Raw genomic sequence first — 23,120 nt, forward strand, 5'->3', positions numbered from 1 at the left:
TGTAGCTACTCTGTTTCTTCTGGTGCTGAGGCAGTTGCAACCGCGTCTCGCACAAGCTGCTGCACAGCCGCATAGTCTGGATCAGCGGTGTCTACTGCTGGCGGCACCAGTTCCAGACGCTGCACTGGATATTCTTTTGTCTTCATAACAAGTTCAGAAAATGTGCCGAGCATCGATTTTGGAATATCGGTGTCTGCAATGTAGCTGCCAGAGGCAGCAATCTCCTGGAAACGCAGCAGCACGTTCTCCGGTGTCATCTGCGCCACAATGGCCGCCTGCAGTTCACGCTGGCGCTCCATGCGGTCATAGTCACCACGGTCTGACCCATAGCGGCTGCGCGCATACCAGATTGCTTCAAAGCCGCTCAGTCGGCGCTGTCCCGCTTCAACGTACCCTTCAACACCGTTCCCGTAAGCATCACCACCGATCGGCAGAGGCTCTTTCACATTAATATCCACTCCGCCGAGAGCATCAATCAAACGTTCAAAACTGTCCATGTTGATAAGCACATAAAACTGCACATGCAAACCTGTGGCGCCCTCAACGGCATCTTTTGTGCCCTCAATGCCCGGAGTCGAGCTTCGCTTAGTTGCTTTCGGGTAGAGCTCTGGAGTGAACTCCTGCACCTCGGTGTAGATGTGGTTCAGATAGCACTCACCGGTGTAGCAGTAGGTGCCGATACCAAAGCCGTCCGGGTGCAGGGTGTGCATCGGGCTGGATTCCGGAAACGGCGCGTGTTCAAGATTGCGCGGCAGACCGATAATTAGCGCCTGCCCAGTTTCAGCATCAACACTGACTAACGAAATACTGTCAGGACGAATACCCTCACGATCTGCGCCAGCGTCGGTGCCGAGCAGCAGAATGTTGTAGCGCCCGTCCACCGGTTCCACCGCGGCTTGGTGGTTTTGGAAGAGATCATTGATAAGCCCGCGCCCGGCGTTAATAGTGTTGGCCGCCCACCCGGCTCCCAACGCTGGCACAACTGTCAGCACGAGTGAGAGCAGCACAACGGGGAGCCGCCACGCGCTCTTCACCTTGCGCACGCGCACCATTCGCAGCGTGTCAAGACCCAACACCAGCCACAGCACCGCATAACCGATCAGCAGTATCTGGATTACCAGCAGCACCCAAGTGTTCGTGAGTAGGTTTATAAGAAAACTGCGCGAGAGAAAAAAACCCAGCGCGGCAAGCGCCAGCAAAGACCACATAAAAATTGAAGCTGCCAGCCCGAAGCGGCCTAGTTTCTTTTTACCCGCGGTAATCTGCGCGGTGCCCGGCAGCAGGAAGCCGAGCACAACCAACCAGCGAGCGCGCTTGGTCATAAACGGTTCTGAATTGGTATCTGGATACCTTAACGGTTGTTCCAACTGCGCTGCGAGCTGGCTTGTGGCCATTATGCCGTCACCTCCCCGTCTTTTGCATAGCCGTTCGGGTTTTGCGACTGCCAACGCCATGAGTCAGCACAGGCGTCAGCTAGTGAGCGGGTAGTCTGCCAGTTTAGTTCGGCGTTAGCTTTCCGCGGATCCGCCACACACTCTGCCACATCACCGGGCCGGGCGTCCACAATCTGATACGGCACAGGCCTGCCGCTTGCCTGTTCAAAAGCTGCAACAACCTCAAGCACGCTCGATCCTTTGCCGCTCCCGAGATTGTATTCAGCAACCCCCTCGCCCGCTGCCTCTAGCGCTGCGGCGTGCCCCTCAGCAAGATCCATAACGTGGATGTAGTCACGCACTCCCGTTCCATCAGGTGTTGGGTATGAGCTGCCGAAAACAGACAGCTGCTCTCTTTTACCCACAGCAACCTGCGCGACAAACGGCATGAGATTGTTTGGAATACCGCTCGGGTCTTCGCCGATGCGTCCAGATTCATGGGCACCCACCGGGTTGAAGTAGCGCAACAGCACCGCTCTGAAACCCTTTTGCACAACCGCCGCATCACGAATAATCTGCTCATTCATTGCCTTGGACCAGCCGTAGGGGTTTGTGAGACCGACCCCAACCTGCTGTGTCTCAGCGATCGGGTTCGTCTCAGGGTCTCCGTAGACCGTTGCTGAGCTTGAGAAAACCAAGCGATTGATGCTGTGCGCACGCATCTGATCGAGCACGTTTAGTGTTGAGTTAATGTTTGTGCGGTAGTAGCGGGTTGGCTGCGCAACGGACTCACCAACAGCTTTTAAACCCGCGAAGTGGATCACCGCGTCTAATTCACCGCCAAGAGCCGCAGCGGCATCTGTAAACGCTTGTGCGGCGGCCTTTTGGTTCGCAAGATCCGCCTCCACCATCGGCACAGCTTTGCCCACAATTTCAGCAACGCGCCGCACCGCCTCTGGGTGAGCATTTGAGTAGTCATCAACAATCACGACCTCGTGTCCGCGTTCGGCGAGAACAACAGCCGTGTGTGAGCCAATGTAGCCGGCGCCGCCGGTCAGTAAAACGCGCATAACTATAAGGGTACCTGTGATTTTATTGCGCTGTGTGTGCTAGCCACTCTTAGATGTCTGTTGCGGTGGTGCGTCACCAGCAATTCTCTAGCATCTGCGCTCTAAAATTAACACTGTATTGATTTGCTTTCGGGAGGATTCCGATGACTGTTCTAAACGTCATAGGTGAGACGTTTTTTGATCATGATCACGAAGCAAATCGCTTTGCGCTGCAAGATCTCACAGCGGCTCTCCTTGCAACAGCACCCCGTGGTTGCAAGATTGAGTATCTGCTCCCGCGCGGCTCGCAGCTGCCTAAGATTTCCGATCCGAATCTGACTATTTCTGAAATTCCGTTAGCGGCAAAAACTCTGCCCGTAGTGTGGCGTGCTAGCGCAGCAGCGAATCCTTTGAGCGGTGAGTTTGTGCACGCGCTAACACCCCTGGCTCCAACGAGCCCGCTTTCGAATGCGGATGGCACCCAAGTCACCGTGTCCGTGACGCATCTGCCAGAGGCGAGCGTCGGTTCACCGCTCAATCCTGTTACCCGTGCACCGCGGGCGCTTTTGAAACGCGCAGTAAAAAACGCGAACAGAATTCTCGCAACCTCCCACACGCTTGCAGAAAAATTGCAGGCGCAGCACGGCGCCACGCGTGTCAACGTTGTTCCATTGGCGGCCCCTACCGAGTTTCTGCCCGGAGATAACGCGAAAAAGCGTCGTCAAGAACTTGGCCTGCCGAAACACTATATTGTCACCACTGCGCCGGCCGGCAGCACAGAATTGGAATCACTGGTGAAAGCGGTTACCGCTGTGCGCGAGGCACCGCAATTGGTGGCGCTCGACACCAGTTTTAATTTTCTTTCGGATCAATCGGCTACTGCCGACAGCGCTACACCAGCTGCCGCAGATAATCGGGTCTGCTATCCGGCACTTGAAGCAGCGACAGATATTGGTGCTGTGCTTGCTGGAGCAGAGCTCTTAGTGCTGCCGCAGCAGCACTTAGGGGCTGGCTATGAGGTGTATGCTGCGCTTGAGGCTGGCATCCCAATTGCGCACGCTGAGCACGATGAGGTCACTGAATTTGCGCAGGAAGGCAGTGCCGTATTCAGCAATCAGGAGACACTTGAGCGCCTGCTACAAGATCTTTTCGATAGCGACTCCCAGGTTTCTGCGCAGTTGCAAACGCTTCAGGTGCTAGCCGCAGATCGCAGAGGAGTCTACTCATGGGATCGAGTCGCCCGTGAAATCTGGCAGATTCACGCTGAGATTTAAGCGCTCCTAGGCCTCAGCCGTAACCCGCTCTTGCAGCGCTTGATCTTTAGCGGCCACCTGCTGCTCTAAACTGCTCGCATACTGCGCGAGTTTCTGGCTCACCGCCTGGTCGTTTGCACCAATAATACGTGCGGCAAGAATTCCAGCATTTTTCGCACCGCCGATCGAGACAGTTGCTACCGGTATTCCGCCGGGCATCTGCACTATCGAAAGCAGTGAATCTAGGCCGTCAAGCTTATCTAGCGGCACTGGCACACCGATAACCGGCAGTGTGGTCATTGAGGCAACCATTCCCGGCAGGTGGGCAGCCCCACCGGCGCCAGCAATAATTACTTGCAAACCACGTGCAGCTGCTGACCGGGCATAATCGACCATTTTCTCTGGCGTGCGATGGGCGCTCACAACCGACACTTCGTGTGCGATACCAAACTCTCGCAGTATCGCCACAGCGTCTGCCATAACTCGGTAGTCAGAGTCGGATCCCATAATTACTCCGACCAGTGGCGTTTGCGACATCTTTTCTCCTGCAGCTTATTGGGGTTAGAAGTTAGTTGTTGAAAACGGCGGCAGCTGCCCGCGCATAATCAAGAGTCTCTGCCAGATCACTCCCAGTCACAGTGACGTGACCAACTTTGCGACCGGGGCGTGGATCTTTACCGTATGAGTGAAATTTAGCGCGCGGGAATGCTGCGAGCGCTTTACCGTAACGCACCGGCATCGGGCCTTCAGCCGGCCCGCCGAGCACATTGATCATAACCGCAACTTTTGCTGTGGCTGCTGTGCTACCAAGCGGTAGGTCTGTAACAGCACGCAGGTGCTGCTCAAACTGGCTGGTGATACTTCCCTCGATTGAGAAGTGTCCGGAATTGTGCGGGCGCATCGCCAGCTCATTAACCAGTAAGCGGCCGTCTGCTGTTTCAAACATTTCAACCGCCATAACACCCGTCACACCAAGCCCTGTAGCAATCTGTTCGCCAATGCTGCGAGCGGTGTCTGCCAGCGCAGTATTTTGGCTGTTGCTTGCCGACGGTTTCGCTGTCTGTGCGGCAGCGGTTTGCTCGTTTGCGGTTCGCGCTACCGCGGGGGAAACAACCTCAGCGCACACCCCGTCGCGCTGCACAGTTTCAACAACCTCCCAGGCTGCGATCTCGCCGCTTGGGCGCCGTGCGACAAGCTGCGACAGTTCACGCGTAAAGTCAACAAGCTCTTCGACCAGAAGCGCTTGTGCAGCCTGGCCTGGCTCGTTTTCTGCTTTTTCCGTGTCGGTGTTTGCTAGTGCGGCGAACCAATCAGCCACCTCAGCAGCGGAACTAACGACTCTAACTCCCTTACCGTCGTAGCCACCGCGAGCTGTTTTCACGACCGCACGCCCGCCGTGCTCAGCTATAAACGCAGTCAGTTCATCAGGATCAGAAACTGATGCCCACTCAGGCACTGGCGCACCGATTTCTGTGAGCTTTTGGCGCATCAAAATTTTGTCTTGCGCGTACTGCAGGGCGGCGGGGGTTGGATGCACCCGCACACCGTCGGATTCAAGCGCTTCAAGAATGGCTGTTGGCACATGCTCGTGATCGAAGGTGACAACATCAACTGTCTTAGCAAACTCACGCACCGTTTCAAGGTCGCGATAGTCGCCCTCTGCATCAGCTGCACGAGCGGCGCTCATATTCGGCCCCTCTGCGAGAACGCTAATATCGAGCCCCAAATGAATTGCTGGGGGCACCATCATGCGCGCTAACTGCCCCGCTCCGATTACGCCAACACGTATTTTACCGGGAGCATCTGCATTCAGTGGTGTCGTCAACGTTTACCTCCTAGTTAATTGTAATGCGCCCGCACAGTGTCTCTGGCCGTCTCAAATATTGTTTCGTATTTCGCAGTGAGATCTTCGTCTGTGTAGCAGACTTTAAGTTTTCGCTGCTGCGGCAACGATTTGCCTGAACTGTAGCTTGTTGTCTGCTCACTGCGGTCGCTGCTGCTTAGCCCCCTAAGCTGCGCGACAGCTGTCTCCGGCAGTTTTATCTCTGCCCAGGCGTCTTTCGGCATCTCACCAACCGTCTCAGAGATATCTGCAATATTAGTGACATGCGCCGCTCGCAACTGCGCTATATATTCACGCCCCAGCGGAAACAGCCAGATTAGTTGCCAGCTAACATTTTTCGGCACTCCATAGTCGCGACAGAATTTGCATCGTCGCTGTTGGCAGATTATGAGCGTCACAATCGCAGCGCACACAAGCAGCACAGTCGCGCCGAAAACGATCTGCATAACTGCGGTTGTGTCTAAACTCATACCACCAGCCAAACATAGTTATTGTGCAGGTGTTTAGCTGCAGGTGGATCTGTGGAAATCCTCACATGTTTTACGATTACCCACAGCTTGTTACAAACATTGCCGACCCGTAAGAGTTTGGTTAAGCCTTGGCCGCGATACAAAGAACTTTCATAAAAAAAATTGGGGCCCCACCGTGCGGCGGAGCCCCAAAAAACAATCAACCAGTGTTTAGAGACCGGTTACATCGAGCGGGATACCAGGACCAAAGGTGGTTGAAACCGCACCCTTGATAAAGTATTTACCCTTCGATGATGCTGGCTTAAGACGTGCAATCTCTTCCAGCGCAGCATTAATGTTGTCGGTCAGCTGCTCTGGGCTGAATGATGCTTTACCAACGATGAAGTGCACGTTAGCGTGCTTGTCAACGCGGAACTCGATCTTACCGCCCTTAATGTCTGTCACAGCCTGTGCAGCATTTGGGGTAACAGTGCCGGTCTTTGGGTTTGGCATCAGGCCGCGCGGACCGAGCACCTTACCAAGACGACCGACCTTACCCATCATGTCGGGAGTTGCAACTGCTGAATCGAAATCGGTCCAGCCTGCAGCAACCTTCTCGATAAGCTCGTCGCCGCCCACCTCATCTGCGCCAGCCGCGATAGCTGCCTCAGCAGCCGGGCCGATAGCGAAAACGATCACACGTGCGGTCTTACCGGTGCCGTGTGGCAATGAAACGGTGCCACGCACCATCTGATCAGCCTTGCGTGGATCAACGCCGAGCTTCACAGCAACCTCAACGGTGCTGTCAGTCTTTGCTGAGCCGGTCTCCTTAGCGAGGGTTACTGCCTCTGCTGGAGTGTAAAGTTTGCCTGCCTCGATCTTTTCGGCAGCGGCGCGGTATGCCTTTGACTTCTGAGCCATTTTCTACGCCCCTCCTATTCGACCGTAATGCCCATTGAGCGAGCGGTGCCCGCGATGATAAGTTCTGCTGCGTCAAGATCGTTAGCGTTTAGATCAGCCATCTTCTGCTCTGCGATCTGACGTACCTGGTCGCGAGTAACCTTTGCGACCTTCACGGTGTGCGGGGTGCCTGAACCCTTCTGCACGCCTGCAGCCTTCTTCAAGAGCTCAGCTGCTGGTGGAGTTTTAAGCACGAAATCGAATGAACGATCATCGTAAACAGAAATCTCTACAGGAATAATGTTGCCGCGCTGTGATTCAGTCGCTGCGTTGTATGCCTTGCAGAATTCCATGATGTTGACGCCGTGCTGACCGAGCGCAGGACCTACAGGAGGTGCTGGGTTAGCGGCGCCAGCAGGGATCTGAAGTTTAATCAGACCCACAACTTTCTTCGCCATGAGTTTTCCTTTCATCGAAGCCCGAGGGCCTCTCCCACGCGACAGTATTTCTGTCGGCGGTAGTTGCGCCGTTGTGGCGCGCCCCGAAACACGTGAGTTTTGGGGCACTTCACCGATGCAGTGAAGGTTACTTACCAAGCTGGCAAGTAAGTGCACCGAAAATCGATGCACAAGTCTCTAATTTTAGACCATCTTTTCAATCTGGTCGAACCCAAGCTCAACCGCGGTTTCACGGTCAAACATCGCAACAAGCACAACAACCTTGCCGGCTGCCGCATTGATCTCGTTGATCGTTGCTGGGTAGCCAGCGAATGGGCCACCGGTGATGGTGATGGTCTCGCCGCGCTCGAAATCAATGTCAACATTGCCAGCAGCGGCAGCACGCGCAGCCGCCTCGCCCTTGCCTTCGCCATCAATCTCAACCGTTGACTTCAGCATCTCGAAAGCTTCGTTGAAGCGCAGCGGAATTGGATCCTGTGCGTTACCAACGAATCCGGTAACACCAGGTGTGTGGCGCACAACAGACCAGGTTGTCTCATTCAGGTTCATGCGCACCATCACATAGCCGGGAATGCGCACACGCGAAACCATCTTTCGCTGGCCGTTGCGCACCTCCATGACTTCTTCCATAGGCACTTCTACTTCGTAGATGTCTTCGGTCGCCTTCATGATCTCGCGACGGTGCCACAGATTCTGCTTTACCTTGCGCTCATAGCCCGCGTAGCTGTGAATGACGTACCATTTACCGGGCTTGCGGCGCAGCTCGCGCTTAAATTCTTTGTAAGGATCAACTGCGCGATCCTCACCCTCTGCGCTATCTGCATCAACAGCGGCAGCAGTGGCCTCGCCATTCGCCTCCACAGCAGCTTTGTCAAGCGCGTTTTCGAGGGTTTCCTCCACGTTATTTTCAGAAGTCATACAATCGCTCCTTAATAGCTATTGAGCAAGCTCTTAGTAGCTTGAGCCGTCGAACAGGAATGAGGTCGCCAAACCAAACAACTGGTCGATGACTGTCACAAACAGCATCATCAGCACAACAAACCCGAGCACCACAAGGAAATACTTCCAAAGCTCTTTACGAGTTGGAGTGGTTACCTTCTTCAGCTCAACAAAAACCTGCTTGATGAAGAGAATGATGCGCGCAAAAATATTTGGCTTTTTGCCTGCTGCCCGACCCGCCGCAGATGCCTGGATCTCAGTGCTGCTCACGCATTTTCCTCTCTTAATCAACCCACTGTGTGAGTTATTTGCAGGGCGGACAGGACTCGAACCTGCAACCTGCGGTTTTGGAGACCGCTGCTCTACCAATTGAGCCACCGCCCTTTGGGTGATTTTTATGTGTTGCGGACATAAAAATTAATGCTATTTACTAGCACCTGTCAAGCATACGGTATAACGCTCCGATTGTCTAACTGCACTATGATAAAGACATGACAAGGGAACGTGTTTCAAAGAAGATGGCGGCAATCGCCGAGTCAGCAACGCTCAAGGTCGACGCAAAAGCGAAAGCCCTCAAAGCCGAGGGTCGCCCGGTAATTAGTTACGCTGCGGGTGAGCCTGATTTCCCAACCCCACCCCACATCGTAGATGCAGCACGCGCTGCGCTCGATGATCCGGCAAACTTCCGCTACACCGCGGCAACGGGTCTCCCAGAATTGCGCAAGGCAATTGCCGAGAAGACTAAGCGCGACAGTGGCATTGAGGTGGATCCTGCACAGATTATCGTCACCAACGGCGGTAAACAGGCGGTTTATATGGCTTTCCAGGCAATTATTAACCCGGGCGATGAGGTTATTTTGCCAGGCCCGTACTGGACCAGCTACCCTGAGGCGATTGCACTAGCTGACGGGGTTGCGGTGCCGATTTATGCAGGAGCAGATCAAAACTATAAGGTCACTGTCGAGCAGCTTGAGGCTGCCCGTACAGAGCGCACTAAAGCTGTTGTGTTCGTGTCACCATCAAACCCAACCGGGGCTGTCTACAACTTTGAAGAGACAAAGGCTATCGGTGAATGGGCGCTCGCAAACGGCGTGTGGGTGATTACCGATGAGATCTACCAAAATCTCACCTACGGTGGCGTAAAGGCTGTCTCAATTGTTGAGGCTGTGCCAGAGCTCGCTGAGCAAACACTGCTTGTGAACGGTGTCGCTAAGACCTACGCTATGACCGGTTGGCGTTTGGGGTGGATGGTCGGCCCTGCTGACGCAATTAAGGTTGCCGCGAATCTCCAGTCACACCTCTGCAGCAACGTCAACAACATTGCGCAGCGCGCAACGATTGAGGCTTTGACGGGCGACACTGCGCCGATTGAAGAAATGCGTCAGGCCTTTGAGCGTCGTCGTGCGCTCATCGTTGCTGAGCTAAATAAAGTGCGTGGTTTCAACTGCCCAATGCCTGAGGGTGCGTTCTACGCTTACGTCGATGTTTCTGAGGTGCTCGGCACTGAGGTTGCCGGTAAGACCCCTCAGACATCACTTGAGCTCGCCGACATCATTCTTGAAGAGGCCGAGGTCGCGGCGGTGCCGGGCGAGGCGTTCGGCCCGAGCGGCTATCTGCGTTTCAGTTACGCACTGGGCGATGAGGCACTGGTTGAGGGCATCCAGCGCCTGCAAAAACTGTTTGGCACAAAATAGTCTCTGACATCTAAAAAGCCGGTCTGGTTTACCATCCAGACCGGCTTTTTAGATGTAACGGTTAGCTAATCCCCGCTGCGGCGCGCAGCTTCCGTGCCAGCTCGCGACGCTCTGCCTGCTCGGCAGGATCTGGCACTGGCAGTGAAGCTAAGAGACGCTGCGTGTAAAGCTCCTGCGGATCGCTCAACACCTGCTGCGCCGGCCCTGCTTCAACAAGCTCGCCGTGGAAAAGCACACCCACCGTGTCAGCCAAAGCATCAACAACAGCCAAATCGTGGGTGATGAAGAGAGACGCGAAACCCAGTTCGTGCTGCAACTCCGCAAACAGCTCAAGCACACGCGCCTGCACGCTTACGTCTAAGGCACTTGTCGGTTCATCAGCAATCAACAGTTTCGGATCAAGCGCCAAACCTCGCGCTAATGAGGCACGCTGGCGCTGCCCGCCGGAAAGCTCGTGCGGGAAGCGGTCACCATAGCTGCGCGGCAGCTGCACAGCCTCCAACAGCTCATCGACTCGCGCGCGAGCAGCAGAAGCGTCTTTCGCTTTACCGTGCACAATCAACGGTTCAGCAACGTTCTCAGCAATCGTTAACAGCGGATTAAAGCTTGATGCGGGATCCTGGAAAACAAATCCAATGTCTTTGCGCAGTGGTTTAAAAGCCTTCTCTTTAAACCCGACCATCTCGTGGCCGAAAACCTGCAAAGACCCGCCAGTAGCTTCGGTGAGACCCGCAATCGCGCGCCCAATTGTTGACTTACCCGAGCCGGACTCACCGACGAGACCATAAACCTCACCGCCCCGAATTTCGAAGTCAACACCGCGCACAGCTTTAAAACCGGGGCGCCCCAAGCGGCCCGGATACTGGATCTCTAGACCGCGGGCTGCAACCAAAACTTCGCCCTTCGGCTTCGGCTCATGTGCAATACCTGCGGCATGCGCAGCAGCTTCAGCCTCATGCACACTGGCCGCACGGATCCGCCCATCGCCGAGCTTCAGCACAGCGCCGAGCAGGGTCTTTGTGTAATCCTCCTGCGGGTGTTTAAAAATCTGCTCAACCGAGCCGGTCTCAACAACCTTGCCCTGATACATCACAGCAACATCATCGGCCAGATCGGCTACCACACCCATATTGTGGGTGATCAGCAGAATTGCTGTTCCCAGCTCATCGCGCAGCCTGCGCAAGAGGTCGAGAATTTCCGCCTGCACCGTCACATCAAGCGCGGTCGTTGGCTCATCAGCAACAATCAAACCCGGGCGCAAGGCCAGCGCCATCGCAATCATGACGCGCTGTTTTTGCCCGCCAGACAGCTGGTGTGGGTAGTAGTCGAGACGCGCTTCAGGGTCTGGCAGACCCACCAGCTTCAGCATCTCAAGCACCTTGGAGCGCAGCTCTTTTTTCGTGTATTTACCGTGCGCACGCAGCCCCTCTGCAATCTGCCACCAGATTGGAAACACCGGGTTCATCGCAGTTGACGGCTCCTGGAAAACCATCGCCACGTCACGCCCGCGCGCTTTTCGCAGTTCATCTTTGCTCAGCGTAATTACATCGCTGACGCCGCCGCGCTCAGTGGTGTTCGCAAGCAAAACAGCGCCGTTTGTAGCAGCAGTCTCCGGCAGCAAGCCCAAAACCGTGCGCGCCGACACGGTTTTACCCGAGCCAGATTCGCCAACCACCGCAAGCACCCGACCCGGAGCAACCTGCAGTGACACGCCATCAACCGCTTTTACCGGCCCCCGGTCGGTCGAAAAAGTAACCTCAAGGTTTTGAATATCTAGCACCTGATTCATCGGGCACCTCCTTCACTCGTGCCTGCTTCTTTCGGATCAGCCGCGACCTCCCCGACTGTAACAGAGCCCGCCGCTACATCAGGTATCGTCACAACAGAGGTGTTCGCGACGGTGCCCGATCCTGCAACAGCACGTCGGCGGCTGCGCAGACGTGGGTCTGCCAGATCGTTGAGTGACTCACCTGTGAGGGTGAGCCCGACCACGACGAGCACAATTGCAAGTCCAGGCCACAGCGCCGTCCACCAGACACCGTTTGTTACATCGCTGAGTGACTTGTTCAGATCGTAACCCCACTCAGAGGCAGAGTTTGGCTCGATACCGAAACCCAAGAATCCAAGACCTGCCAAAGTGAGGATCGCCTCAGATGCGTTCAGCGTAAACACCAGCGGCAGCGAGCGGGTCGAGTTGCGGAACACGTGGCGGAACATGATCCGCATGTGGCTTGCGCCAACAACGCGCGCAGACTCCACAAATGCTTCTGCCTTGATGCGCACAACTTCTGACCGCACGACGCGGAAATACTGCGGAATAAACACAACTGTGATCGAGAATCCCGCGGCCAATATACCGCCCCACATGCTCGATTGACCGCCGGAGATCATAATCGACAGCACAATCGCAAGCAGCAGTGACGGGAACGCATACACCGCATCAGAGATCATCACGAGCACACGGTCAATAACACCGCCAATGTAACCCGAAATAAGACCGAGCAGTGAGCCGATAAAGATAGATGCGAGCACGGCGATTACAATCACGAACAGCGCTGTCCGGCTACCCCAGATAACACGGGATAACACGTCGTATCCAGCGATAGTTGTGCCCAACGGGTGGGCTATGCTCGGCGCTGACAGAGATCCAAAAGATCCGTTTTCGTTTGACAGCTGATTGTGTGAGTACGGCGCCAACAGCGGGGCAAACAGCGCAACAAACACAAACAGGCCGACGAGCGCGAGACCCACCGTGAGCATAAAACGCTGCCAGCCAACAGACATCCGATACTGCTTAATCAGTGGCAGGTTGTGCCATTTCTTCACAGTCATAGTTAGTACCTCACTCGTGGGTCGATGAGCGCCGCAAGTATATCCACGATGAAGTTGGAAAGCGCAACGATGACCGCCAGCATCGCCACAATACCCTGCACAGCAACAAAGTCGCGGCCTGAGAGATAATAGGCGAGCTGAAAGCCGAGACCTTTCCACTCAAATGTGGTTTCGGTGAGCACAGCGCCACCGAGCAGCAGCGCTATCTGCAGGCCAATCACAGTGATCACTGGGATCAGGGCCGGCCGGTATGCGTGTTTAGTGATAAGTCTGAACTCAGACACACCACGTGACCGGCCAGACTCAACGTATTCACGGCCGATAGTGCCAATCATATTGGTGCGCACAAGACGCAGGAAGACACCAGCTGTCATCATGCCAAGTGTCAGCGCCGGCAGCACCGCATGACGCAGCACATCGATAATGTTTGCCGGATTCCCGGTCTGGATGGCGTCGATGAGGTAAATACCGGTTGGGTTTGCGACATTCAGCTGGATGTCGATCTCAGTGTTCACCGAGGCGCGGCCCGACACAGGAAGCCAACCAAGCCAGACCCCAAAGATCAGCTTCATTATCAAACCGGAGAAGAAGACCGGGGTTGCATAGGTAAAGATCGCAAACATGCGCAGTGCCGCATCCGGCCCCTTGTCGCGGTAGTAGGCTGCGGCCATACCGAGCGGGATACCGACAATAAACGCAACAATCAGAGTGTAAAACGCAAGCTCCAAAGTTGCCGAACCGAAGGTTAGCAGCACTTCAGTAACCGGGCGGTTGTCTGTGATTGTGGTGCCGAAATTACCGGTAAAAACCTGCCCGAGGTACTCGAAGTACTGCACCAAAACTGGCCGATCATAGCCGGCCGCCGCAATGCGGGCAGCGAGCTGATCGGGTGGCAGTTTTCCACCAATAGACGCGGTGATTGGGTCTCCGATGGTGCGCATCAGAAGGAACACCATCGTCACCAAAATAAACACAGTCGGAATGATCAGCACAGCGCGCCACAAGATATAACGCCCGAGCCCACCGCCCGACTTCTTCTTTTTCGTCGCAGACACTGCCTGCGTCTCAGCTACTGCAGCCATATTTTTGCTTTCCTGTTAAAGCCAATGTGGGCGGGTCCTCGAGAGTATCGAGAGACCCGCCCGCTTGTCTCAGCTAACTAACCTAGCGTGCGAAGGTTCCAAAACGGAACTTAAATGATGGATCAAGGGTAACGCCGCTGATGCCATCAACCGCTACTGCAACCTGTGCGCCCTGCAGCAGTGGGACGGTTGGCAGATCGTTAGCGGTGAGGTTCTGCACCTCTTCAATGAGTGAGGCGCGTTTCGCGGCGTCATCTGTCGCCACCTGTTCACGCAGCAGGGTATTTACCGCTTCGTTGTTGTAGTGGTTCTTCAAGAAGCCACCCTCAAGGAAGAACGGCGTGAGATAGTTATCAGCGTCTGAGTAGTCAGGGAACCAGCCGAGCTGGAAGGCTGGGTATGCACCAGAGCTGTACTCCTTTGAGTAGACACCCCATTCAGTGGTCTGCAGGTTTACGTTGAAGAGACCATCAGCTTCGAGCATTGCTTTAATCTGCGCGTACTCTTCGGTGGCCGCAGCGCCGTAGCGCTCAGCAACATACTGCAGGTCAAGGGTAACCGGAGTCTCAACACCGGCAGCTTCCAAACGGGAAGCTGCTTTCGCAGCGTCAGCGCCACCGTTACCGTCACCGTACAGAGACTTCAACGGTTCAGCAGCACCCTCAAGCCCGGCAGGAACATGTCCGTAGAGCGGGGTGTAGGTGTCCTTGAACACCTCGTGCGCAATCTTTTCACGGTCTATCAAATCTGCAACCGCCTGGCGCACAGCAAGAGCTTTGTTAGCGTCTGCTTCAGCAGTTGCTGCGCCGTAGGGCATGGTGTCGAAGTTGAACACGATGTAGCGAATCTCGCCACCGGGGCCGTGCACAACGTTCAGACCGTCAGTCTTCTCAAACTTTGCAACATCGGTTGCCGAGAGTGAACGGAATGCAACATCAACAGCTTTAGTTTCGATAGCCTGGCTCAGGTTTGACTCGTTTGCAAAGTAGCGAACGTTAATCTGCTCAGTCTTTGGAGCGCCCCAAATGCCCTTGTATGCGTCGTTAGCTTTAAACACGGCAAGGTTGCCTTTGTCGAAGCGCTCGAGTGTGTACTGGCCAGCAAACGGCTTGGCTTCAATAACGGCTGCATCGTCAAGCAATTTATCAGCCGGGAATACTTCCTCATCGAGGATCGGAGCCACTGGGCTTGACAGAATCTGTGGGAAAGTCTGATCGTGCTCAGCTTTTAGGGTGAAAACAACAGTGAGATCATCAGTTGCTTTTACAGACTCCATACCCTCTAACAGGCTCTGCGGCCCGTTTGCGTCGTCGATGTTGAGCATACGCTCAAATGTGTGCACAACATCAGATGCTGTGAGGTCGTGACCGTTCGCGAAAGTCAGACCCTTCTTGAGGGTGACAGTGTATTCGGTTGGGCCGGTGAACTCAGCTGTCTCTGCGATGTCTGGCTCTACAGTTGCCTCACCCACTGGGTTGTTCAGCAGGAATGGGTAAACATTTGTCGCGATGGCAAATGAACCATTGTCGTAAGAACCAGCGGGATCGAGTGATGTAACCACCTCGGTTGTGCCGACGGTAATTCCATTGCTTGAGCCACCGCTGTTGTCGCCGCCCCCAGCGCAGCCAGCAAGCAGCAGCGCAGCTGTGCTAGCTAAAGCTATTGAGCCATAAAATTTTTTCTTCATATATCCTCCGTGCTGTTGCGAACGCATCCTGCAACAGTATCGCTTCGTTGCGCACGCAAATATCTTTCACCAAAAGCCTACTAGGAGTATCAGGCTGAATCACTTTTACCTAAGCTCAGGCAAAAACGTTATCTAATGGTGATAATAAATTTTTGAGTAACTAACTGGTTTAACCACGCAGCTTTGCCGCTTCAGCATCTGCAACGTCAAGCGCACCGTCAATAATCTCTAAGCCACGCACGAGATCTTCCTCCGAGATGATCAACGGCGGCGCAATCTGCAAACGGTTACCGGCTACGAACGGCCACAAACCAGCTTTCTTACACGCTGCCGCAACAGCGTTCATAGGCGCAGCTGCGTCACCTGCCGCATTGAACGGCACAAGCGGCTCACGTGTTTCACGTGAAACAACCAGCTCCAACGCCCAGAACAGCCCACGACCGCGCACTTCGCCAATCGACTCATGCTTTTCGACCAACCGCTCAAGTGCCGGGCGCACAACACGCTCGCCCAAATCGCGCACTCGCTCAACAATGCCATCACGTTCGAAAACATTAAAGGTGGCCACACCAGCTGCGCAGGCAAGCGGGTGTCCTGAGTAGGTGAGGCCGCCGAAGAAGGTTTGCTCTGAGAAGGTGTTGTGGATCTCCTCGCTGATCACTACGCCGCCGAGTGGAACGTAGCCTGAATTCACACCCTTCGCGAAGGTCACGAGATCCGGAGTGATCCCAAACTGCTGGAAAGCAAACATGCTGCCCAAGCGGCCAAAGCCCACCATCACCTCATCGCAGATCAGCATGATGCCGTGCTTTTTAGTCAGCTCACGCACACCCTCTAAATAGCCTGGCGGCGGCACCAAAACACCGTTTGTGCCGGTTGCTGTCTCGAGGATGACCGCGGCGATTGTGTCCGGGCCCTCAAGCTCAATAGTGTGCTCAAGGTGCCGTAAAGCGCGCTCAGCCTCCTGCTCTGGCGACTCAGCATAAAACTCTGACCGATACTCATACGGCCCGAAGAAGTGCACAACGTTGATATCGAGCACACCGTTTGCCCACCGCCTGGGCTCACCGGTGAGCGTGATCGCAGTGCCTGTTGAGCCGTGATAGCTGCGGAAACGTGACAGCACTTTTTGCCTGCCGGTATGGTGCCGAGCCAGCCGAATCGCATACTCGTTCGCGTCTGCACCACCGTTGGTAAAGAACACTGAACGCGCACCCTCAAAACTGCTTTCAACGATCAAACGCGCTAATTCGCCGCGCGCATCGTTAGCGAATGCTGGCTGAATGGTTGCAAGCCGCCCCGCCTGCTCTTGGATAGCCTGCACCAAATCAGGGTGCTGGTGACCCAGGTTCAGGTTTACAAGCTGTGAAGAAAAGTCGAGATACTCTTTTCCGTCGTAGTCCCAGAAACGCACACCCTCGCCCTTGGCTACGGGCAGCGGATCGATCTTACCCTGTGCACTCCATGAGTGAAAGACAAAGCCACGATCGTTCGCGCGCACTTCGCGCTGTGCGGCATTGTCGCCGAAGTTTTGCTCTGCACCTCGGATGTCAACAAAATCTGCCACCAGTTATCGGTCCCTTCAATTATTGCGCCGCAAATTTGCGGTTCATTCGCAATTCTACTGCGCAAACTATCTCTGTCTTAACGCTGCTTTGTAATACTCAAACGGAAGTTATGCAGACGCAGTCCACAGGGCGGTGTATTCGTAACCTAAGCGACGCACCAGCTGACGCAGAGCAGGCAGCGATAACCCCATAACACAGCTCGGGCTGCCCTGAATACCGCTAATAAACGCGCCAGCACGACCGTCAATCGCGAATCCACCAGCGAGCTTTAGGGGTTCACCGCTTGCAACATAGGCAGCCAGCTCCGCATCAGTAACATCGGGAGCAAGCGTTACAAGAGCCGTGTCGGTTAGCGACGCCTCCCCAACAATCTCACCGTTTTTAACCTCAAGCAAGCAGTGACCGGAGTGCAGCGTGCCGGTGCGACCGCGATGTTTTTTCGCACGTCCCAGGGCAACATCAGGATAATGCGGCTTCCCGAGCACCTCGCCGTCGAGCAGAAAAACGCTGTCGCCCCCGAGCACCAGACCGTCAGCTGCGCTGCCGTAGCGGGCAGCAACATCGCGCGCCTTCAGTTTTGCCAGAAGGTCAACTGTTTCCGCTGCGGTGAGTGGCGTGCCCTGTTCATTCTCAGCAGCTGCAACTGCGGCGGCCTCATCAACAGTGGGCGCAAAACAAACTGGGGTGATGCCGGCGGCGGTGAGCACCGCGCGCCGCGCCGGAGAAGTCGAGGCAAGAACTAAACGCATATTTCAATCCTAAGCCGCTGCGCTAACACCCTAGATACACTAATTAAATGACTACTTCAGCAGAACTGCACGTCGGAGATGATGTCGTCCTTGATATCACAGGCATCGCCCACGGTGGCGTCAGCGTCGCGCGCCACAGCAGCGGGCGCGTTGTTTTCATCTCAGACACTCTGCCGGGCGAGCAGGTGCGCGCACGCATTATTGAACTTAAAAAGAATTTTGCTCGCGCGGTCACTGTGCAGGTTTTGCAGCCGTCGCCCTTCCGCACAGCGCATGTGTGGGCTGAGGCCGACATTAGCCGCGATCCGCAAGACCGTGTGGGAGGCGCAGAATTCGGCCATATCGCACTCGGTCACCAGCGTGATTTGAAAGCGCAGGTGTTGCGAGATGCGCTGATCAGGCAGGGGCGGATCGCGGCCGACGCCGTCCCCAATGTCAGCATCGACCCGCTGCTGGGTGACGACTACGAGAACGGTTTGGGGTGGCGCACCCGAGTGAGTTTGCACACCGACCCTGAAACCGGGATCGTCGGCCCCTACGCTGCCCGCAGCCACAGGGTAATTCCTGTCAAGTCGCTGCCTCTCGCCTCTGACCAGCTCAGCTTAATTGCTCCGCTTGATGAACGGATGCCTGACGTTACACGAGTCGATTTGGTGGCACCAAGCGCCGATGACCCGCGTATGCTGCTGACCTACCGAGGTGAAAAGGCGCCCGTTGGCGCGGCAGACGTGGTTTATGAGGCCGTTAACAACCGTGATTTTCAGGTGCGTGCTGGCGGCTTCTGGCAGGTGCACCGCGGCGCAGCAGAACGGCTATACGGTGAGGTCTCTGCGGCCGTTACCGCACTCGGTGACGCCGTTGACCCGAGTGGTTACAATCTTGATCTGTATGGCGGGGTTGGTCTTCTGGCGGCAGCGTTTATTGACGCGGCCGGTGAGCGAGCCAAAATTACTTCTATCGAGTCGGTTGAGTCTGCCACCGATCTTGCCGCCGAAAACCTCGCAGATTTTGCGGGCGCGCAGGCGCTAACCGCCAAGGTTGAGCACTATTTACGTGACCTATATAAGGGATCGGCGATAGCCCGCGACCGTCTAAAGAAGGGCACCGTGGTAATTGATCCGCCACGTGCGGGGGCGGGTAATGCCGTAACCGGAAGCCTAATAGCGCTGCAACCGAAAAATATAGTTTATGTTGCTTGCGATCCGGTAGCGTTAGCGCGTGATACGCAGACACTGCTGGCTGGCGGATACGATCTCTTAGAAATGCACGGGCTGGATATGTTCCCGCACACGCATCACTTCGAGACTATCGCTCTTTTCCAGCGTTAGATTTCGTGCGCCCTCTCTCGGAAAGATGCGCAAATAACTGGTTAGTCTAACCGACTAGCGAAAACTGAAAATGCAGGAAAGTTCACCAAGAAACTCTCTGTCACCGCACTCAAGGATTGCCGATCGGTCGCGTGAGCTCGAGCCGTCAGAGGTCTCTGAGTAATCAGGTTCATTCACGTCTAGGGTGGGCGGCTCGGCTTCCGTCTGCTCTGGCTCCGTGAGCACGGCGCTAGAGTCGTCGGTTATTGGATCTTCATCAGCGGGCTCTTCGGCAGTCTCTGGCACTATCACTTGTGTAATTGGTTTCGGATCGGGCCCGCCAACCGGCATTAGCTGTGAAACATCTACGGGCACACTAGTCGGTGCCTCAGCTGCGCGTTCGTTACGGGGGTTAGCGGCACCAGTCTGCGTGAATGAAAATGGTCCAGCGACTGCGCCGGATTGCTGAAGCGGAGTTTCGCTGTTATCTGGAGCGTGGGCGATAGCGTGATCCGCAGGGGTGTTTTCAACGCCGTCACCGTCAAGATCGCCAACTGCGAGCTCAACATCGTCGAAGTCTGCAAGCGGTGTGCCCTCCTCCCCGCTTGCGCGTGTGTCGCTAGAGCTATCCCTAGCAGCAGAATTAGAGGTGTCAGAGCTGGTAGCTTCCTGCGTGGCTGGGGAGGTGGGCAGCGTGACTGCCGCAGCCGCACCGGCGACTGTTACCAAGGCAACACCGGCCGCAACAGCAGTTGAGCTCAACAACTGTTGGGGAACAAAGTTCTTTATGTGTAAGACCGCTGCTGCAGCTGGGGTTGTCGCAGCAGTGCCCTGCGCCGCCGCAACAGCAACGCCAACGCCGCCCGTCCACAGCGCGAATACAGCCGCCCGACCCAGGCGGTTGTCAGAATCGCTGAGCGCAGCGTAGATGCGCCCACAGCTTTCACAGTGTTCGAGATGCTCATCGAGAGGCTGACGCATCTTTGCGCTGAGTGATCCGCGCACATATCTGGGTAGATTTTTGAGCGTGTCAGAGTGGGATCCGATCAGTTGCACCGGCAGCTGCACGCTCAGCCACTCTTCACGCAGGCGCTCGCGTGCGCGACGCGCATTTACGGTCACGGTGTTCGGGCTGAGCCCAAGCCGATTTGCAACGAGGGTGCGAGGCAACTTTTCAACATCGAGCAGCCACAGCAGCTCCTGCCAGTGCGGTGGAATCTGTTTGAAGGCGAGAGCGATATCACGGCGGTTTTCACGCTCCTCAACCGACACATCGGCGGCATCCAACGCGATCTCGTGCAGCAGTCGTGCCCGCTCCCTAGTTGCGTCACGATACCAAGTCGCAGCGATGTTGCGCGCAACCGTCATGAGGTAGGCGCGGAAGTTCTTTATTGGTTCTGCGTCTTTCTGGAGCCGCTCCCAAACCTGAGCAAATGCCTCAGCGGTGACATCTTCAGCGTTGTCATAGGCCAGTGTGCGCATCGCGGCGGTGACCGCACGATTGTGTTTTTTCCACAGCGCAGAATAGGCATCAGCCTGCCCCTGTCGGGCCGCTGTTAACAGCTCTTGCTCTGCCCGCTTCGGATTAAAATAATTAAGCTTTCGCATAAATGCCCTTCGCCCTAGAGATGGGCTCTCTTCCATTATTGCACGATCAGCCGGCGCATCTGCAAACGCGTAAAATCCGGCCGATACCAGGCGACACGCCGAAGGTTACTTTTTTTAAACGCTGTCACTTTTTGCCTTGACGCAACACTCTATAGGTGAATTCGCGAATATCCCCCCAGGTTATAAAACCGCCACAAGCAGCCTCCCAGCTCCCCCTTGTGGCGGTTTTTATTTACGCTCCAGTTAGCGGCGCGCTTGCTTTGCAGCGTCGCGTGCCGCACGCTGCTGCAGCATCTCGTTATAAGCGCGCAACTCTGCCTCATCGGAGCGCTCAGCGGCGCGGTCACGGCGGCGCTGCTCTTTTTCATCCGAACGCGCCCACTGCCACGCCAAGACCAGCATAATCAAAAGAGTTGGCAGCTCTCCAATGCCCCAAGCGATACCGCCGCCGTTTTGCTGATCGCGTAAAGGATCCGCCCCCCATGTGCGCCCCATCGCACCAAACCAATCAGCCGCAAGCAGGCCGGTGCCGCTCATGATCGTAACTCCGAAGAAGGCGTGCGCCCCCATAGTGACGAGTAATAAAACCATGCGCAGTGTGTGCGGATAGCGTTTCGGCACCGGATCTATGCCGATCAGCGTCAGGGTGAAAAAATAGCCGGAGAGCAAAAAGTGCACAATCATCCACTGGTGCCCGAGGTGGGACTCCATCGCCCAGCGCAGCACCGGCGTGAAATAGAACACCCAGAGTGAGGCTGCGAAAATAAAACACGCCACAATCGGGTGCGTTACAAACTTTGCCCACGGGGTCTCAGTCAGCCACAGCACCCACTCACGCGCACCCCAAGAACCGTCGCGGCGTTTTGCGGCCGCCCGCAGCAGCAGAGTTACCGGCGCGCCAAGCACCAGGAGGGTCGGAATCAACATAGTCAGGAACATGTGCCCGAGCATGTGCATGCTAAACAGATATGCCTCATAAACATTTAAGAAGCCGTTCGTGACGTATGCCAAAAGCAGCATTCCGGTTATGAAAGATGCAGTGCGCAGAATCGGCCATCTATCGCCGCGTTTTCGCAAGCGCCACACCCCGAAGAGATAGAGCGCAATACCGCCTAGCGAGAAAGAAGCCCACAGCAAATCGAATTTCCACGCGTTGAATATGCTTGCAGGTGTAAACTCAGGCGGGAGCGGATCCCCCGTTAGATACTCTGCAGGGGTGATTTCGCGCTGTGATTCACGCGCTACTTCGATAGGTTGCGGGGTTGCAGTGCGGCCGAGGGCACCAGCAAAACCAGAGGCTGCTCCCATCACGGCAAGCTCCAAAAGCACCAGAGCTACAAAAGTCTTGCGGATCGCGGCAAACCCCTGCTTTCCGGCAACCGCCCCGGTTGCTGCGCGTTCCAGTGAGTTAATAATGCGCAGCCGTTGCCACGCCCCGAAGGCAATAGCTAACACCAAGGTGACAGCTTTGGCGATCAGCAGCCTGCCGTAACCAGTGCCCCAAATATCGTCTACAGTTGACAGGCGAATAACGCCGCTAACGACGCCGGATGCAGCGACGATAAACGACGCCCACAGCGCTAAAAATGAGTAGCGCTGCACGATATTCACGAGCTGCTGTGGTTTTGCACTGCTTGCTATTAAAGACACCGCTACCAGCCCACCGAGCCAGACTGCAGCGCCTGTTATGTGCATAAAAATTGCGTTGACGGCGAGACTATGCCCGCTTGCGCCAGCGGCATGGCCCTGCGCCGCAAGCGGCAGCAGTGTCAGCCCAGCTGTGAGAAGCGGCAGCAGCAGGAGCTTCCGAGAGCGGATTCCAAAGCAGAGCACAGTTGTGAGAGCCGCGCTTAAAACCAGTAAGAACCAGTACTGTCCAAGCTCGAACTCGGTAATGAACTGAAGCAGCGCCGCGCCAAACTGTGCGTCTGCGCTGAAGCTCTGATTGCTGACATCAATAAAGGTTGTCACTGTTGCGAGCATCCCGGCAACTGTCAGCACTGCTGCCGCACCGGCGGCAAGGTCGATCGTTTTTCCCCACAGTTTACTCTTGGGGTCGAGCGCCCAGAGTGCAAGAACGAGAGAGCCGACCGTTATCGCCAGAGCCACGTTTACAACCGTGCGCGAGGCCGGCACCGCATAACGCACAAAAACACCGGGATCCAGCAGCGCTCGTGCAGCGCTAGCACCACCCATATCGAGACCGGCGGCGAGTGTGAGCGCTGTCGTCACCAGCAGCAGTATTAGCGCTGGTATAAAGATACGGACAGATTTACTCACCCGTCTAGCCTACCGGAGACAAAAATCCCGGGGCCGCGATAGCTGCGAC

The 23,120-nt window shown here is 55.7% G+C and carries 20 protein-coding genes and 1 tRNA gene; 3 read left to right on the forward strand and 18 right to left on the reverse strand.

Annotated elements, in window-relative coordinates; genetic code table 11:
- Positions 1-5 precede the first annotated feature (5 nt).
- The gene (locus HCR00_RS06140; RefSeq protein ID WP_167143717.1) at positions 6-1,394 is read right to left on the reverse strand and encodes an LCP family protein; all 1,389 of its coding nucleotides are present in this window, start codon (positions 1,392-1,394) and stop codon (positions 6-8) included.
- Complete coding sequence (galE, locus tag HCR00_RS06145; protein ID WP_167143720.1) at positions 1,394-2,443, reverse strand: UDP-glucose 4-epimerase GalE; 1,050 nt, start codon at positions 2,441-2,443, stop codon at positions 1,394-1,396. Before galE ends, HCR00_RS06140 begins: the two co-directional genes overlap by 1 nt.
- A 143-nt stretch (positions 2,444-2,586) precedes the next feature.
- Here galE and HCR00_RS06150 point away from each other — a divergent pair, with 143 nt between their 5' ends.
- A complete protein-coding gene (locus HCR00_RS06150) occupies positions 2,587-3,696 on the forward strand; it encodes a glycosyltransferase family protein (protein ID WP_167143723.1) in 1,110 nt (369 codons plus the stop codon).
- A 6-nt stretch (positions 3,697-3,702) separates the two neighbouring features.
- On the opposite strand, the gene purE is transcribed toward HCR00_RS06150, so the two are convergent.
- The 8 genes from purE to HCR00_RS06190 form a co-directional block, all read right to left on the reverse strand.
- Positions 3,703-4,212 carry a 5-(carboxyamino)imidazole ribonucleotide mutase gene (gene purE / locus HCR00_RS06155; protein ID WP_167143726.1) on the reverse strand — a complete coding sequence of 170 codons (510 nt, stop codon included), beginning with the start codon at positions 4,210-4,212 and terminating at the stop codon, positions 3,703-3,705.
- Positions 4,213-4,243: 31 nt separating this feature from the next.
- Positions 4,244-5,500 (reverse strand): 5-(carboxyamino)imidazole ribonucleotide synthase, encoded by a 1,257-nt coding sequence (purK, locus tag HCR00_RS06160; RefSeq protein ID WP_279586806.1) that lies wholly within the window; start codon positions 5,498-5,500, stop codon positions 4,244-4,246.
- Between the two features lie 14 nt (positions 5,501-5,514).
- On the reverse strand, positions 5,515-5,988 hold the full coding sequence (locus HCR00_RS06165; RefSeq protein WP_167143728.1) for a hypothetical protein: 474 nt from the start codon (positions 5,986-5,988) through the stop codon (positions 5,515-5,517).
- A 210-nt stretch (positions 5,989-6,198) separates the two neighbouring features.
- Positions 6,199-6,888, reverse strand: coding sequence for a 50S ribosomal protein L1 (gene rplA, locus HCR00_RS06170; protein WP_166986701.1), 690 nt, complete (start codon positions 6,886-6,888; stop codon positions 6,199-6,201).
- Positions 6,889-6,902: 14 nt separating this feature from the next.
- Positions 6,903-7,325, reverse strand: coding sequence for a 50S ribosomal protein L11 (gene rplK, locus HCR00_RS06175; RefSeq protein ID WP_167143731.1), 423 nt, complete (start codon positions 7,323-7,325; stop codon positions 6,903-6,905).
- 183 nt (positions 7,326-7,508) lie between these two features.
- Complete coding sequence (gene nusG, locus HCR00_RS06180) at positions 7,509-8,243, reverse strand: transcription termination/antitermination protein NusG (protein WP_166986692.1); 735 nt, start codon at positions 8,241-8,243, stop codon at positions 7,509-7,511.
- Positions 8,244-8,276: 33 nt separating this feature from the next.
- Positions 8,277-8,534 (reverse strand): preprotein translocase subunit SecE, encoded by a 258-nt coding sequence (gene secE, locus HCR00_RS06185; RefSeq protein WP_166986688.1) that lies wholly within the window; start codon positions 8,532-8,534, stop codon positions 8,277-8,279.
- A 41-nt stretch (positions 8,535-8,575) separates the two neighbouring features.
- Positions 8,576-8,648, reverse strand: a tRNA-Trp gene (locus HCR00_RS06190).
- 107 nt (positions 8,649-8,755) lie between these two features.
- Here HCR00_RS06190 and HCR00_RS06195 point away from each other — a divergent pair.
- The gene (locus HCR00_RS06195) at positions 8,756-9,958 is read left to right on the forward strand and encodes a pyridoxal phosphate-dependent aminotransferase (protein ID WP_166986685.1); all 1,203 of its coding nucleotides are present in this window, start codon (positions 8,756-8,758) and stop codon (positions 9,956-9,958) included.
- Between the two features lie 61 nt (positions 9,959-10,019).
- Here HCR00_RS06195 and HCR00_RS06200 read toward each other — a convergent pair whose 3' ends face one another.
- From HCR00_RS06200 to HCR00_RS06225, 6 genes are all read right to left on the reverse strand, one after another.
- Entirely contained in the window at positions 10,020-11,747 is a 1,728-nt protein-coding gene (locus HCR00_RS06200; protein ID WP_167143733.1) for a dipeptide ABC transporter ATP-binding protein, read from the reverse strand.
- On the reverse strand, positions 11,744-12,790 hold the full coding sequence (locus tag HCR00_RS06205) for an ABC transporter permease (RefSeq protein ID WP_243854574.1): 1,047 nt from the start codon (positions 12,788-12,790) through the stop codon (positions 11,744-11,746). The genes HCR00_RS06200 and HCR00_RS06205 overlap by 4 nt, the downstream gene beginning before the upstream one ends.
- A 2-nt stretch (positions 12,791-12,792) precedes the next feature.
- Positions 12,793-13,872 carry an ABC transporter permease gene (locus HCR00_RS06210; RefSeq protein WP_166986679.1) on the reverse strand — a complete coding sequence of 360 codons (1,080 nt, stop codon included), beginning with the start codon at positions 13,870-13,872 and terminating at the stop codon, positions 12,793-12,795.
- An 82-nt stretch (positions 13,873-13,954) separates the two neighbouring features.
- Positions 13,955-15,559: an ABC transporter substrate-binding protein gene (locus HCR00_RS06215; protein ID WP_243854575.1), complete on the reverse strand. Its 1,605-nt coding sequence runs from the start codon at positions 15,557-15,559 to the stop codon at positions 13,955-13,957.
- A 169-nt stretch (positions 15,560-15,728) separates the two neighbouring features.
- Positions 15,729-17,126: an aspartate aminotransferase family protein gene (locus HCR00_RS06220; RefSeq protein ID WP_166986672.1), complete on the reverse strand. Its 1,398-nt coding sequence runs from the start codon at positions 17,124-17,126 to the stop codon at positions 15,729-15,731.
- A 108-nt stretch (positions 17,127-17,234) separates the two neighbouring features.
- Positions 17,235-17,876, reverse strand: a complete 642-nt coding sequence (locus tag HCR00_RS06225) for a Maf family protein (protein WP_167143739.1) — start codon at positions 17,874-17,876, stop codon at positions 17,235-17,237.
- Positions 17,877-17,923: 47 nt separating this feature from the next.
- Between HCR00_RS06225 and HCR00_RS06230 the strand changes: the two genes are divergently transcribed.
- Positions 17,924-19,204: a class I SAM-dependent RNA methyltransferase gene (locus HCR00_RS06230; protein WP_208317311.1), complete on the forward strand. Its 1,281-nt coding sequence runs from the start codon at positions 17,924-17,926 to the stop codon at positions 19,202-19,204.
- A 54-nt stretch (positions 19,205-19,258) separates the two neighbouring features.
- Here HCR00_RS06230 and HCR00_RS06235 read toward each other — a convergent pair whose 3' ends face one another.
- The gene (locus tag HCR00_RS06235; RefSeq protein WP_167143742.1) at positions 19,259-20,791 is read right to left on the reverse strand and encodes a sigma-70 family RNA polymerase sigma factor; all 1,533 of its coding nucleotides are present in this window, start codon (positions 20,789-20,791) and stop codon (positions 19,259-19,261) included.
- A gap of 243 nt (positions 20,792-21,034) precedes the next feature.
- Positions 21,035-23,071: a bifunctional copper resistance protein CopD/cytochrome c oxidase assembly protein gene (locus tag HCR00_RS06240; protein ID WP_208317312.1), complete on the reverse strand. Its 2,037-nt coding sequence runs from the start codon at positions 23,069-23,071 to the stop codon at positions 21,035-21,037.
- Positions 23,072-23,120: the final 49 nt, after the last annotated feature.

The sequence above is a fragment of the Canibacter zhoujuaniae genome (assembly GCF_011752005.1).
Classification (GTDB): domain Bacteria; phylum Actinomycetota; class Actinomycetes; order Actinomycetales; family Microbacteriaceae; genus Canibacter; species Canibacter zhoujuaniae.